At 55.3% G+C, this 14,171-nt stretch carries 9 protein-coding genes; 2 read left to right on the forward strand and 7 right to left on the reverse strand.

Translation table 11 applies throughout. The features are described from left to right. The 6 genes from DTL42_RS14275 to DTL42_RS14295 form a co-directional block, all read right to left on the reverse strand. Nucleotides 1–2,046: an efflux RND transporter periplasmic adaptor subunit gene (locus DTL42_RS14275; RefSeq protein WP_114369406.1), complete on the reverse strand. Its 2,046-nt coding sequence runs from the start codon at nt 2,044–2,046 to the stop codon at nt 1–3. A 125-nt stretch (nt 2,047–2,171) separates the two neighbouring features. After that, nucleotides 2,172–2,477, reverse strand: a complete 306-nt coding sequence (locus DTL42_RS26045; RefSeq protein ID WP_147274287.1) for a hypothetical protein — start codon at nt 2,475–2,477, stop codon at nt 2,172–2,174. Between the two features lie 115 nt (nt 2,478–2,592). Then, nucleotides 2,593–2,907 carry a hypothetical protein gene (locus DTL42_RS26320; RefSeq protein ID WP_158545381.1) on the reverse strand — a complete coding sequence of 105 codons (315 nt, stop codon included), beginning with the start codon at nt 2,905–2,907 and terminating at the stop codon, nt 2,593–2,595. Nucleotides 2,908–3,188: 281 nt separating this feature from the next. Continuing rightward, the gene (locus tag DTL42_RS14285; protein WP_114369408.1) at nt 3,189–4,646 is read right to left on the reverse strand and encodes a TolC family protein; all 1,458 of its coding nucleotides are present in this window, start codon (nt 4,644–4,646) and stop codon (nt 3,189–3,191) included. A 337-nt stretch (nt 4,647–4,983) separates the two neighbouring features. Further along, entirely contained in the window at nt 4,984–5,280 is a 297-nt protein-coding gene (locus tag DTL42_RS14290; protein ID WP_114369409.1) for a hypothetical protein, read from the reverse strand. A gap of 51 nt (nt 5,281–5,331) precedes the next feature. Beyond that, complete coding sequence (locus DTL42_RS14295) at nt 5,332–6,219, reverse strand: hypothetical protein (RefSeq protein WP_114369410.1); 888 nt, start codon at nt 6,217–6,219, stop codon at nt 5,332–5,334. 153 nt (nt 6,220–6,372) lie between these two features. On the opposite strand from DTL42_RS14295, the gene speA reads away from it, so the two are divergent. Then, on the forward strand, nt 6,373–8,277 hold the full coding sequence (gene speA, locus DTL42_RS14300; protein WP_114369411.1) for a biosynthetic arginine decarboxylase: 1,905 nt from the start codon (nt 6,373–6,375) through the stop codon (nt 8,275–8,277). A gap of 103 nt (nt 8,278–8,380) precedes the next feature. On the opposite strand, the gene DTL42_RS14305 is transcribed toward speA, so the two are convergent. Beyond that, complete coding sequence (locus DTL42_RS14305; RefSeq protein WP_114369412.1) at nt 8,381–12,613, reverse strand: c-type cytochrome; 4,233 nt, start codon at nt 12,611–12,613, stop codon at nt 8,381–8,383. A gap of 326 nt (nt 12,614–12,939) precedes the next feature. Here DTL42_RS14305 and DTL42_RS14310 point away from each other — a divergent pair, with 326 nt between their 5' ends. Beyond that, nucleotides 12,940–14,163, forward strand: a complete 1,224-nt coding sequence (locus DTL42_RS14310; protein ID WP_114369413.1) for an FAD-dependent oxidoreductase — start codon at nt 12,940–12,942, stop codon at nt 14,161–14,163. The last annotated feature ends 8 nt before the right edge of the window (nt 14,164–14,171 follow it).

The following is a 14,171-nucleotide window of genomic DNA, read 5'->3' on the forward strand; positions in this document are numbered from 1 at the left end:
TTAGCGAACTCCTGCTGGCGAGGCTGGCTGGTTAGGGGCTGGTTGGCTTACGGTGGTCTCGGGAGGAATCGCCCGGACGTGCTCGCCGCAACGAAGCATTTCGCTGCCGTAATACGGATTAAGCAACTGATCGCTAAGCTGTAGCCAATCTCCTTCCCCTTCTGGCACCATCGGGCAGAAAAACTGGTGGAACGGTTGCGAAGAACTGCTCCCCCGAACTTCTGTCGACAAGGTCAACACGGCATGGCTGATTGGTTTGAAATTCTTTCGCGCTTCGGCCAGCGAAAGATGGTGCAGATGCTCGGCGTGCTTAGCAATCGTGGCCAGTTGTTCGCGTACCGATTCGCTGAATTGCTGGTCGTTGGAAAGATGCGTGGCAAGTTGGAACAAATGCTCTGCGGCTTCAGGGACAGGAACTTTATCGGAAGCGAGTTGGTTTTGAATTGCGAAGTAGGTTTGATACATGGCTTCCAAAGCTTCTCCGCCGGCCCCTTGGATGTTGGCAATTTCGATGGAATCAAATTTCATGGGGGTGTTGCGAACCTGGGGTTGGACGTAGCGAGTCGGATCGATCAGGCTTGGCTTACCGGCAAGTTGCATTTGCGAATCGATCAAGAAGTTGCCAGTGGTCGCCACCATTTCTCCAGGTTCAACACCTTCCAGAACGACCGCTTTGTCTTTCAAGATGGGGCCTAGCTTGATATTGCGGAGCTCGAAGCGGCCAGGTTCCGTCTCGACGTACACCACGCTGTTTTTACCGGCGGTTAGCAGGGCCGAACGCGGGATGACAATCGATGGTTGGCGTCCAATGGGTTCCTTGGTAAAGCCATAACGTGACGTCGGGACGAGATCCATGCCGCAGATCGGACACTGACCTGGGGCATCGCGGATGATTTGTGGATGCATGGGGCTGATCCACTTCCCGGCAAGCTGCTCGTCATAGACTTTACCTTGCGAAGTAATCGGTATTTCGATCCGGGCTTCGGCGTAATCGCCAGGGCGAAGCCTGCCATCTTCGTTATTCAGTTCGACTCGAACCCCAACGGTGCGATTTTTCTGATCGACTTTGGGATCGATAAAGGCGACGCGCCCCGTCAATGTTTCCCTGGGACGAGACGTTAGCTCGGCTTGCACTTCTTGACCGAACCGAATCCGGGAAGCATCTTCCGGATAGAGTTCCAACATGAGCCACACGGTCGAAAGGTTCGCGATTCGATAGATTGGTTCGCCAGCCGAGATGTACTTCCCCTCTTCGGCCAACTTCTCGATCACGGTTCCGCCGATTGGTGCATAGATCGTAAGACGAGATTCAGGCTTGCCGGTCGTTTCTAGCTCGCTTAACTGCTGCTCGGTCATGCCTAGCTCGATCAGTTTTTGGCGCGAGTTACGCAGTAGTTTCTCTTGGGCATCGCGAACGGACTCTAAGGAAGCAACGTTCATGCGCTGCGCCATCGCGCGGGATTCAAGGTACTCGGCTTGGGCCGCGTAAAGCTGCGGGCTGTAAACAACCGCCAAGTGATCACCCTGAGCGACAACAACTCCGGTGTAATCCGCAAAAAGTCGTTCAACCCGGCCGTTGATGTAGGCTGCGATCGTGGCCTGGCGGCTCTCATCGATTTCGATCGCACCAATCGTTGCCACGCTTGTGGAAACAGGTTCGGAAAGAACCGGCGCTGTTTGAATCTGGGCCAGGCGGCGCTGGGCTGGCTCGATCTTGACGGCGAATTGATCCAAGTCGGCACTTCCACTCGAGGCTGGCACCAGTTCCATGCCGCAGATCGGACAGCGACCTGCCCCTGGTTGCCGAATTTGAGGGTGCATGGGACAGGTGTAAATCTGCTGCTCGCCTGCCGAGGAGGACGCTGACGAAGAGTCTGCCACGCCGATCCAACCGACTCGCTGGGCAATTCCCAGGAGCACAATCAAGAGGACGCCGGTTGCCAGAAACAAGCCAAACGGTACCAGACGTCCGATCCACCAGTGCAGCGTTTGCCGTTTTGGTTCGGGAGGGGAAGACGCATTTCCAAGAGGGGATGACGTGGTCATTGCGAGGTTTCCGCAAGTAAGAACGTTCGGGAAAAAAGGAGCGGCTGGATCGAGACGCCTACCTGACGTTTGGACCGCGCCGGAAATTGCTTCGACCAGCCGCTCGCATTCAAACTACCTGGCGGCTACGAATGATCGTGCTCGCCGTGGGGGCGAGTATCGGCATGGTCATGCCCTGCCGAGGCCAGTTTCTCGGTCGTTTCTTCGTCGGAAAGGGCATCCCACTTCGGCAAGCAGTCGGGACAGCAGAAACCAACCGTGGTCCCGTTCCATTCTGTGCGCCCGCCGTCCGCAACCACTTCGCCACCCATAATGGGACAGAGAGTGTTCGCGGTAGCAGATGTGTCGGAAGCGGTTGTCGGCTCGGAGGAAGACTGAGAACAACCGACCACAAGGCCCATAAGGACAACGGAAGAAAGTAAATAGCGCATGGTGAACCTAATTAAAATTAAGAGAGACAGATTGCAGACCTAATGCATCAAGCGCGCGTAAATTTCACGCCAGATGTAAGAACGCGAGAAGCGAATGAAAAGAGATGCAACCGTATTAGGTCAGCCAGACGCAGAGAAAAATTCGTCGGAAGCTCGTATCCGGGATGGCAGCCGTGGGGACACGCGATGCCAACTGGCAAGGACTACAAACCACGACGAACGGAGTCGTTGAGGTATCGAAGGCCAGCGTGCTGAGGCAAACCGTCTCAGAGGTTTCGGTATTGAAAAAAGAAGCGTTCGTCGCCGGGGCTGTCAAATGACAGTGACATGCTGAGTCAGCTTGAAGGGAGTCTCCGGCGACATCCGGACGAGGTGCCGCTTCTTTACGGCAATGCGAGCAGCCTGCCGTTGATGGGGCTAAGGGAGCCACATCACAACAGCCACAAGATGTTGTGCAGGCGGCTTCTCGGAGACAAGGGCAAGAGGACGTATTGGCCAAGCATATTGTCTGAACCAACAGCATGATGGCTGTCGTAAGAACAGACGCTTTGCCAAGAACCCCAAACACGCTTATCTCCTGAGAATCATACGGAAAAGCCGCGCTGTTCGTTCTGTTTTGGAAGAGTAAACAGCGCAGAGCTTCATTGAAGTCTAGGCCCGCAACACTCTTGCGTCAACGTCGAATAGCGAGCCAGGCTTCATGGCGTATCGCTAATTCGAGCCTGGTAAACCAGTTAAGGCGATATCTTGCCCGGCGGCTTGAGAGAGTTTCGCGAGCGATGTAGCCAAATCGCCGATGGCCTGATGGTAACCAACTTCTAAGGTCAAGAGGCTGCGGTAATCGCGAATCACACGATCGAACTCAACCGTGCCGTTGCTATAAGCTTCTTGGTCAGCGGCCAGCGTTTGACGGGCTTGAGGTAGAATGGTGGCCTGATAGAGCATGGCCGTTTCGTGGGCTCGATGAGCCTCGGCCAAGAGATCGACAATCAACGCTTCATAGCGATCGGTCAGTTCTTCTACAGAGTTATGAGCCGCTTGGTGTTTCCATTTCGCTTCGTTCTCGATCGCATCGTATTTTTCACGCCAGATAGGGATGCTCACTTGCGCTCCGAGAGCCCAAGGGTCTTGTCCCACGTCGACAATTGTGCTGGGGGGGCGATTGTTATCGGTGGGGTAGTAGCTGGCCGAAAGAACGAATTCGGGACGCCGCATGAGTCGGGCAACTTCTACGCCCCAGCGCGAGGCCTGAGTCCGCATTTGGGCAGCTTCAATTTCAGGCTGATTCTGTAAAGCTACCAGAGTCATTTGTTCCGCGTTGGCTTCGGGCAAAATCGGACTAAGCGTTTGCGGAGAAGCGATGTGTGTTCCCGCTGGCTGGGCCGTTAAACGATTAAGTTCCGCTTCGACACCTTGCCGTTGTCGACGATAGGTCAGCAGGCGTTCTTCCAGTTGAGATAGCTCTAACGTGCCGAGCAATACGTCTCCTTGCGAAGCGGCCCCGGTGGCGATCCTGGCATTGGCGACGTCGATTAGTGATTTCAGGAGTTGCTGGTTCGCTTCCGCAATTTCGATTTGTCGAGCGAGAACGTACAAACGATACCAGCTGGTGCGAACGGCGGCTTGCACCCGTAAGGCTTCGGCTTCTAGTTCCGCGTGAATGGCGTAGGCGTCGAAAACCGCACGCTGTTCGTCGGCGCGCAGTCGCGCCAACCAGGGGACCGCTTGGCTGAATGCCATATTAGCTCGCTGCGAGCCGGAGGCGGTTTCCAACGCATTGCCAAATGCGTTCACACCGAACCTGGGATCGGGTAGCTTGTCAACGTACTGTGACTTGGCAACGGCGCTTTGGTATTCGTGATAAAGACGCGTTAAGCGAGGATTCCGATCACGGGCCCGTTGTTCCAGCTCAGCCAAGGCATCTGCTGGGGAGTATTGTTGGTGGGCCACGAGCGTTATCGTGGAAGGCACGATCTCATGAGCGAGGACATCCGCAGCTTGAGGTATCCGAGCCGTCGAGGCGGAAGGTGCGGGGGACGCGATGAACTGCTCTGCAGCGGGAGCTAGGGGGCCCATGTCGTCGGAACGAGAGGGTTCGGTCGCGGCACAACCACCCAGCAGGGCGAGTGTTGCTAGCGGAAAAAAGTTGATCTTGCGAAGTGCCAACATTCGGCAGTCTCACCATGGATAGACGGAGCCGGATGGATCTTGTTCCATCGGTCCGCTTAGAGATTCGAGTTGGGCACGGTCCTGCAGAAAGATCGGAATATAACGAAGGCCCGGAACGACCGAAGAGAGCGGCTGGGCGCGTTTTTCCAAAGATAACGGACAGGTTATTCCGTTTAGGAAGACTTCACAGCCTTGCTGCGTTCAGGCCAAGCTACCTGAACGCAAGGAGGGTGGAGTAAAGAGACAGCTATTGCAGATCCCATTTCAAATTTGTATTGGGCTCTGATTTTACGTCGAGCTCGTGTTTGCTATTCACATTGCAGGAAGGTGGCAAGGTCTAGGAGTCCGGGACCTGACGTCCGTCTTCCCAAGTGATCCTCTTGCCGTTGGGCCAGCTGGCATAAAACTCGACACGTTTCTTGCCAGGAGTCGATTCGCCATCGAATTGACCGTTGGCGATCATGATAACCTGAGTTGGTCCTGCGCCTGCTTCTTTGGAGTTGGGCATCAGGACAAGCTTACCTTCTTCGATGGGTTTGCCTCGAAAGGTAACCGTACCGGAGACAGAAAAGCGATGCAGACCGTCTCCGGCTTTGCCGCAGCCAACGATTGTGAAGTGCTTTTCGCTGGTCATTCTCTCACAGAGACACTTACCGAGCGGGCGATCCGCCCAGACAGGTGGTTTCTAGTTCAACATTCGGTCTAACCCTGCCAAGGCCACAGGCCATGCCACTTGTTGGGTTTCTTGAGTCTGCCACCACCGCTGCACGATTTCCGCGAGTGCTTCGTGGCCGGCGTGCGCGACCTGCCAAAGCTGCAGGGCGTCGGCGAGGGTAACGGTCCCTGGCCGGATCAATTCCACCTCTTCGGCGGCATACAGGATTGCCGGCAGAGTTGCCAAACGGGCGACCAGGGGAACTCGGCTTGGTTCGATTAGTTCGCTGTACTTGGGAAGGTCGATATTCAGCTGAGAGATCAACCAACCCAACCGCGCAACCTCCGGCAATTGGGGGTTGGGATCGTACAGTACCGCTTCCAGGCGAAGGCTATTGTAATTTAGGTGAGCCGTACCACGGCCAGCGCTGACCGGGAGAACCAGGATGACGGTTGCCAGTTCTGGAATAAAGTCTTCAGGCAACACGCGATTTAAGAAGTAAATCAAGCCTGGTCCGCGAGCTTCCCAGGCCTCTTGGATGGGGCGTCTACGGAGAGAAAGCTCGTGCGCTGCTTTGGGAACTGCCGCTTGGTAGGCGTTGGCTAAGTCGGCAAGGGCTCCTCCGATGGTGGTGACGTAGGAAGATTCACTCATTTCGAGGCCACGCGTCTTGCGCAGCACGGCGCTGGCTAGTTCGGTTTTGCCGCTGAGTTGAGCCGAAAGTGGCAAAGCGTGCCGCCAGAACAGTTTCGGCGCGATCCCGGCTCGTTCAACCTCGTCGACTAAACGCCTGGCTGGCGGAGCAACTTGGTCGATTAGCGTTTCCGAGACGTTCTCTGGGGCTTTTCCCGCAAGAATTTGAGCCGCATGCAAGCAGCTCGTCCAGGGACTTTCTTGCCAACGAAGTTCCAGATTCATCCTTAGGTTCCTTCCGTTGGGGCAGGAATATGTTCTAAAATCATCTCTTTCGTCCGGACCGGCTGGTAGCTGACAAGGGAAGTTGCTTCCCGTAGGTTACCAGGCCGATTCCCCAACCTTACGTTCTACACGCGCCTTGGGAGAGTGGAACTCATGCTGAAAGAAAACGGAAACCGGTGGACTATCGCCGATTCTACCGATTTGTACGAGATAGACCGTTGGGGAAAGGGCTATTTTAGTATCAACGAGGTAGGCAACGTTGTTGTCCATCCTTCCAAGTCGCCGGCCAGCAGCATCGATTTGAAGGCAGTCGTCGATCGGATGGAAGATCGTGGTATCGACTTGCCGATTTTGCTCCGTTTTAGCGAGATCTTGCAGAATCGTCTGAAAGAGATTCACGATGCTTTTGCGACGGCGATCAATGATTATGAATACCAGAACAAATACTCGTGTATCTACCCGATCAAGGTGAACCAGCAGCGGCATGTTGTCGAAGAAGTGCTGGACTACGGCCGCCCCTACGGTTTTGGGCTGGAAGCTGGTAGTAAGCCAGAGCTATTGGCCGTGATTGCGATGACGGACGACACCACACCCATCATCTGCAACGGCTTCAAAGATGCCGAATACATCGAAATCGCCATGTACGGCCAGAAGTTGGGCCGAACGATTATTCCGGTGGTCGAGAAGTATACCGAATTGGAGTTGATCCTCCGAACGGCTGAGCAGATCGGCGTTCGCCCCAAGATTGGTTTCCGGGTGAAACTGGCCTCGCGTGGTAAAGGCCGTTGGTCGGCCAGTGGAGGCTACCACAGCAAATTCGGTTTGACCGTGACCGAAGTCTTACGCGCACTGGACGAACTCAAGTCGCGTGGGATGGAAGATTGCTTCCAACTGCTGCACTATCACCAGGGAAGCCAGGTCAGCAACATTCGTTACGTGAAGGCCGCCCTGATCGAGGCCGCTCGCATTTATGTTGATTTGTCTAAGCGAGGCGCCGGCCTGAAGTATTTGGACGTCGGTGGTGGCTTGGGGGTCGATTACGATGGTTCGCAAACCGACTTCCATTCCAGCATGAACTATACCCTAGAGGAATACGCCCGCGACGTGGTCTCGCACGTGCAATCGATCTGCAACGAAGCGGAAGTGCCTCACCCTCATCTGCTGTCGGAAAGTGGTCGAGCGGTCGTGGCGTTTCATAGTGTGTTGGTCTTTGGCACGCTTGGTGTTGCTGAGCAGGGCTTAGGCGAACTGAAGAAGGAGTTCGACGACGAAACGCCGACTCCGCTTCGTGATCTGAAAGAAGCGTACGCTTCGGTCAGTCCTCGGACGGTGCTCGAGAGTTTTCACGATGCCCAAATGGCCTTAGACATGGCCCTGTCCATGTTTGGCAACGGCAATTTAACGCTCGAAGAGAGAAGCGAAGCAGAGACGTTGTATTGGAACTTGTGTTTCAAAATCCGTGGTTTGATCTCGGAATTAGAGCACGTGCCGGAAGAGTTCGAAGGGCTCGACCGGATGCTGTGCGATACGTACTTCTGCAACTTCTCGCTGTTTCAGTCGTTGCCCGATAACTGGGCGATTAGCCAGTTGTTTCCCATCATGCCGGTCCATCGCTTAGATGAAGAACCACAACGGCACGCGGTGATCGGGGATATTACTTGCGACAGCGATGGTAAGATCGACCAGTTCATCGATCGTCGCCACATCAAGCGTACCCTGCAGTTGCATCGCTACGATGGCAAGCCGTACTACATGGCCGCGTTCCTGGTGGGGGCGTATCAAGAGGTGCTGGGTGATTTGCACAACCTGTTTGGCGATACGAACGCCGTCCACGTCGAACTAGACGAACAAGGCGAACCGACCTTCACGCATATCATCAAAGGGGATACCGTTCAGGAAGTGTTGCACTACATGCAATACAACGAAGAAGAACTGACCCGCCAGATGCAGCGGAGCGTCGAGCAATCGATCAAGAAGGGAGTGATCGAGCAGCGCGAAGCCGGCACGATCATGAAGTTCTACGAATCAGGTTTGCGCGGCTACACCTACCTCGAATAAAGCTTCGATCGTAGGACGCTTTGCTTCGATAGTAAAAATACCCTGCAGCATTCTCCGATTTTCGGCAATGCTTGCAGGGTTTTTTTGTGTTGGAAATCAGGGGTTAAGGTTCGACAGGATCGACCGTTTTTCTGACTGTGTAGTGAGCCTCTTTCGGCCACATGGTTTTTCCTTGGCCAGCGACCTCGTTGTCAAGGAAAATCTCGTACACAAAGCCTTCCCGAAGAGGGGATTCAAGTGTGATGGTGATGGCAAGGCGGTCAGCGGACACTTGGGCGGACGTAACGTTTTCGAGACGTCTTTCCTTATCGTTCCCTCCATAAGCCGGCGTTGATTCGCGCGTATAAGAGGCAACCGTGAAGTTCGACGGAAGGCTACCCAGCGAGGGATCGATTTGTTGGGTAAAGCGGATCTGAAACCCGGTTGGCGTGAGCGTGACTTCATCGATACCTGCCGGCAGATGGACTGACTTCGGCCGCATACGGGTGAATGTGCCGACATTGTTGCCGCCTCCCCAGCCGGCGTCGCGGATATTGCCGATGTAGACATCTCCATCCGGGGCCACGGCGCAGCTAACAGGGCCTAATAGTCCTTGCTCGGCCTCTTTCGGAGGATCAACGGTTAGGGGATAGACGGCCCCTTGAATGACGTCGCCAACCTTTTCAAAGCTCATACGGACGAGACGCCGAGTATCGTACTCGCAGCCGATCATATCTCCTTCCCACGGCCCGTACAGGTCGTAGCCGAGACGATCTCTTTCCTGCGCCGGCGTTTCCAGGAAGCAGATCCCATTCACGCTCCTCGTCCAAGGGTGTGGAATAGCGATCGACGGTGGCGTTTCAACTGGGGCAAAGCCGGGCTGGCGATCAATCTTGTTAATGAACCCATACCGTAGGCCAGGCACCACATGGTTTAGTTCATTGAATGGATTCCAGTTGCCTTGGTTGTCGGTGACAAATAGTTCGCCAGCTTTGTTGCGGGCAATTCCCATCGGAAAACGATGCCCGGCGGTTAGCTCTTCGATGCGGTATGTTTGCTCGGCCGGGTTCGCGGAATCGGGAATCAGCTTCAGTACCGTACCGCGATACTTGGCTGCTGCCGCATTACGATCGTCTTGCTGGCATGGAATCGCCAGGTAATAGTTCCCTTCTTCATCTTGGGGCAAACCAACCACCCAGTCGTGATAGTCGTCGGTGTGTCCCCACCCATCGCTGAGCGTCGTAACACGTTCGATCTGACCATCGCCATTTTCATCCCAAAGCCGCAGCAACGCGTACTTGTTGGCGACGTCGATATATTTACCGTGCGCCTTGATTCCATACGGGGCGGCGTATTCGTCGCCAAATTGTTGATAGCTGTCTTCCAGGCCATCGCCGTCGGTGTCGGTAAGTTTCCACAGCCGCCCTTTAAGCGAAGCGGCAATCAAAGTTCCATTGGGCTGCCAATCCATCGCAATCGGCATCATTTCGGTGGTAAGCGGAAGACGCGTGGCATCCCAGCCTGGAATGATATCAAGCGGAACAGCTTCCGATTTGCGAACAGGAATCGCAGGAGTTGCTGGCAAGACTTCGCCAGGAAGGTCGAGATAAAACGTTAGCGAAAGCGTGGCTGCCGCGTCTCCGGAAAGCCAAACGATGCCTTGGTCGTCGACGCTAACCCCTGGTGATTTGTCGACATCGATGTGCACATCGCCTGCGGCAAAACGGTATGTGCCCTGAACGTTGGAATCGAGCTTCAGCGGGCCTGTGACCGTTTGGCGAGGAAGCTGCAAGCCAATTGTGCCCCCGGCTGGGACATTCGCGAAGGTCAGCACGCGGCGAAACGCGTTGACAGGCTCATCCTGACTGGTCCATTCTGGCGACAACATTTGCTCCACTTCAACCGTGACGGGATCGGTCTCGCGGAACGTAAGCTTATGCGACCAGCTCAGCCTATCCCCTTCGTAGTCGATCTCTTGGAAGCGAGTGAAGAACTGGCCGTCTCGGATCGGTTTAAGGAGCTTGCCGGACGCGTCTTTAAGCAGCACTTCAGGACCATTGGCAGACGCTTGTAGCAGGCCCCGCCCGCCAGGCTCCCAGTGCCACGTCTTGCCTTCGCTTCGTTGGCGAGCGACATCACCCACCCACCACTGTGCGAGCGCAGCTTTTTCGAGGTCGTAAAGCACGTTGTTTCGATTCGGAAGACCAACCAACAATGGCTTGATCATGGTCTCTTTCGGACCGAACTTGATGACATCGGTGAGGACGATCGGCCTTGCGGCGGCATCGTGTAACCCATGTTGCCGGACGATCCGTAAAGGATCGGGTTTCGGCGGCGTAAAGCCTGGCGTGTTGAGTACATGCCAGACGGCGGCCAACTGGGTGTCGACGTTGTTATCGAGAATACCTTGCACAGGCAGCTTGACACTGGGCATCTCCATCCGCGGGACGATACGGGCCGGATCATGCACCCAGCGATAAAACCACGGTTCACGAAGGCGTTTGCCGAGCATCGACAAGTCTGGGCCTTTAGCATTAAGGGGGGCCTTAGGAGGAACCATTTGGCCTACCTGGTGGCAACTTGTGCAGCCGAAGCCATCGGTGGTTACCAAGCGAGCACCAGCAACCGTCGCGGCCAGGCCATCGGTATGAGGAACTTTGACCCTGTCTGGTCCATTCGGAGGAATGCGATCTTGCGCTACGAAGTAATCGACCAGGGCGGCTTGTTCTTCCTGCGAGAGATCAAACTTGGGCATTCGCACTTTCAGCCAAGGACGGTGGATTGGCTCGCTACGGCGAATGGCCGCGAGCAACGCCTCGTCATGGAGTTTGTCTCCCACGCTGTTGAGGGAAGGAGGAACCATGGCCGGTAGCAACGAAGACAAGTTGCTATGAGCCTCCGTCACTTGCTGAGCGACTTCCGCTAAACCGCCACCCACACCACGCGGATGGCAGGCCAGGCAGTTGTTCTTGGTCAAAATCCAAGAAGCGTCGGTCTGGGTGTTGGTTTGATGGGTTGCACGCGAGCGTTGACGGATATAGGTCTTGATGGCCTCTTGATCGTTTTCGGAAAGCTTATACCCCGGCTGTCCTGTCGCGGCGATGGGCTGGGCGAGGCATGCTTCACGCCACAGATTGCCTGGGCCTAGCGAAGGAACCTCCTTGCCAGGTGGAAGGTTCGCTGCCCCTGGCATCTGGTGGCAGGCATTGCAGCGATTGGCGGCAACCACTTCCCTGCCCCGCTGGATCTTGCGCGCGTCGAAGGGGCGAATGGGGGTTCGTGCTTTGGAATTGTCAGAGCTGAGGGTTGCTAGGAATTGGGCGATGTCATCCCGTTCTTTGGCATTCAGGTCGTAAACCGGCATGCGGTGATCGGCGTTCAGCTTCGCGGGATCTTTCAGCCAGGTTTGGAAATAGCCAAGCGGGCGTTTCTCGGCAATGTTCGTTAGATCTGGTCCACCCATGACATGGGACGTACCGAGTTCTCCTAACTTGTGACAAGCGGTGCAGCCCAGGGTAAGGAACAAATTCTTTCCGCTGGCCGCCGATCCTTTCACGGGCAACGATTTTTCTGGGGTTCGCGATTTCGATTCGGCAAGAAGATATTCGACGACCGCTTCTACGTCATCTTCCGGCAGATCGAAGTGAGGCATCCTGCGAAGGGTGTCGTCTGCGTTTTCTTGCTGGTGACTGCCAAGCCAATCACGGAGCCAGGGCTCGGAAATGTTGCCGTCTAGGAAAGCCAGCGAAGGCGCTTGTAATGCTGGCGGTTCTCCTTGCATTTCATGGCAAGCAACACAGCGGAAGCCTGCGACGAGTTCCCGTCCGCGCTCGAACGGCTCTTCGATCGAGTCATCAATATCGTGATAGAAGTACTCGGCGGGGATCGGTTCGAGCGGGAAGTCTGGGCCTGACCAGAAAAGCCGCAACTCGGCCTCAGGCTGGGTCTTGGCAAAATCAACTTGAAATGGGTGCCAATCAAATTTCATCGCTAACGGTTTGCCGGATACCCACTGTGGTTTGGCGGTATCGACATCGAGAATGACCTCGCCTTCCAGCGTAACACGTGCTTTGCCGCAGACGTGGGCATGAATGGTGTACTCCCCTGGCGTGCGGCTCAAGAGAAGGCCATCCCAGCGCGCACTAAACTTGCCATCGCTGATCCGTGGATCTGGCGAGGCTTTTTTCCAAGCAAAAGAGATCGTTGGATCGATGCGGACACATTGCGAACCATCGGTTCCGCGCATCGTGGTAATTAGTCCCCGGCCGAAATCTTCATCGAACTGGGCTTGGGCTGGCGTGGTAAAGCAAGGAAATGTTGAGAAAGCTAGAGCCAATACGGGCGCGAGAAAACGCATTCACGGAATCCTGAAGAGGCCGAAATTGAGGAGGTCGAGCGAAGGTGGGTGGTTAATTCAACTTAGCCCAAATCGAGAGCCGGGTCGAGCATTATTGGTGCCGTACCCACCTTCCCCCGCTGGATCTAGCAGATTTACAACAAATTTCGGGACACTGGCGCGTTGTCGTCATGCGATGGTGCATCGATCGCAGCTTTGTTTCGGCCTGCCTCGCAATTCGGGGGAGATGCAGGCAAATCAGGGCTGGCATTGATCTTGCTACGAACTCTGCAAACTTCCTACACTGCCGAAGCGACGGATTTCGGGCTTGATAGGGGGTAAAGAAGATGGAAACGATTCACACCAATGTTCTGATTGTCGGCGGCGGGGCAACTGGCCTCTGGCTGCTCGATCGTTTGCGCCGCGATGGACGCTCGGCTCTCCTGCTCGAAAGCCACGCCTTGGGAACCGGACAAACGATTGCCGCCCAGGGAATTTTGCATAGCGGGCTAAAATATTCACTTCAAGGACTGCTGACTGCGTCTGCCCGGCAAGCTCGTGAAATGCCCCGGCTGTGGCGTACTTGTCTCGAAGGAACTGCTCAGCCGAATCTTTCCCGAACAGAGGTGCGTTCACAATCGTTCTATCTGTGGGGAACTAATTCCGCTTCTTCCAAATTGGGGATGCTCGGAGCACGGCTGGGATTACAAGTTACCCCCAAGGCGGTCAGCCCACACAACGCTCCAGAAATTCTACGAACCTGTCCAGGGGCCATTTTTCTTGTCGGAGAACAGGTCATTTCGTGCGGTTCTTTTTTGGAGAACCTGGCGAAAACGAATCGACAACAGATCGTACAGGTCGCAAAACAGAATGGAACGCGTCTGATTACCGATAGCGCAGGGAACGTGACCTCGGCTGTGGTGACTTCTGCGGATAATAGGCAGGTAGAAGTCACCGCCGATTGGGTTGTGCTGGCAGCCGGTCAAGGGAACGCTGCTTTGCGTCAGTCGATGGGACGAGATCCCAAGCGACAACAAACGCGACCGCTGCACATGGTGATGGTTCGGGGAGGGTTGCCTGAATTTTATGGCCATTGTGTCGAAGGTGCGACGACACGGGTCTCAATTACCTCGGCCAGATCGGAACAAACGGATATCGTTTGGCAGGTTGGTGGTCAATTGGCTGAGGAAGGCGTGACAATGACCCGTGCAGAGTTGATCGCCAAGGCCCAGCATGAGCTTTTAACGACTTTGCCGGGGCTTGATCTGTCGGCAACGCAGTGGTCGACGTATCGGGTTGATCGTGCTGAAGGGGTAACCGTTACCGGTGGTCGGCCTGAATCCTATCGAGTCGAAAAAGAGGGCAATCTACTGACTGCTTGGCCAACAAAGCTGGTGCTTGTGCCTCAACTGGTCGACCACTTGGCCGATACGATTGCCAAAAGAACTTCGAGCGTGCCTCGTATTTCGCCGGCGATAATCGACTGGCCACGGCCAAACGTCGCGCAAACGCCGTGGGATCGTGAAACGGAGTGGACCACCCTCCCCTTGCCTGCTTCCGCTGCGGCTTGAAAAACAAA

It is taken from the genome of Bremerella cremea (assembly GCF_003335505.1).
GTDB classification, from domain to species: Bacteria; Planctomycetota; Planctomycetia; order Pirellulales; family Pirellulaceae; genus Bremerella; species Bremerella cremea_A.

What these genes read in the sequence shown, in the direction of transcription:
- DTL42_RS14275 (WP_114369406.1), bottom strand. Translation starts at nt 2,046, where the DNA reads ATGACCACGTCATCCCCTCTTGGAAATGCGTCTTCCCCTCCCGAACCA.
- DTL42_RS14285 (WP_114369408.1), bottom strand. Translation starts at nt 4,646, where the DNA reads ATGTTGGCACTTCGCAAGATCAACTTTTTTCCGCTAGCAACACTCGCC.
- DTL42_RS14310 (WP_114369413.1), top strand. Translation starts at nt 12,940, where the DNA reads ATGGAAACGATTCACACCAATGTTCTGATTGTCGGCGGCGGGGCAACT.
- DTL42_RS14290 (WP_114369409.1), bottom strand. Translation starts at nt 5,280, where the DNA reads ATGACCAGCGAAAAGCACTTCACAATCGTTGGCTGCGGCAAAGCCGGA.
- DTL42_RS26045 (WP_147274287.1), bottom strand. Translation starts at nt 2,477, where the DNA reads ATGCGCTATTTACTTTCTTCCGTTGTCCTTATGGGCCTTGTGGTCGGT.
- DTL42_RS14305 (WP_114369412.1), bottom strand. Translation starts at nt 12,613, where the DNA reads ATGCGTTTTCTCGCGCCCGTATTGGCTCTAGCTTTCTCAACATTTCCT.
- speA (WP_114369411.1), top strand. Translation starts at nt 6,373, where the DNA reads ATGCTGAAAGAAAACGGAAACCGGTGGACTATCGCCGATTCTACCGAT.
- DTL42_RS14295 (WP_114369410.1), bottom strand. Translation starts at nt 6,219, where the DNA reads ATGAATCTGGAACTTCGTTGGCAAGAAAGTCCCTGGACGAGCTGCTTG.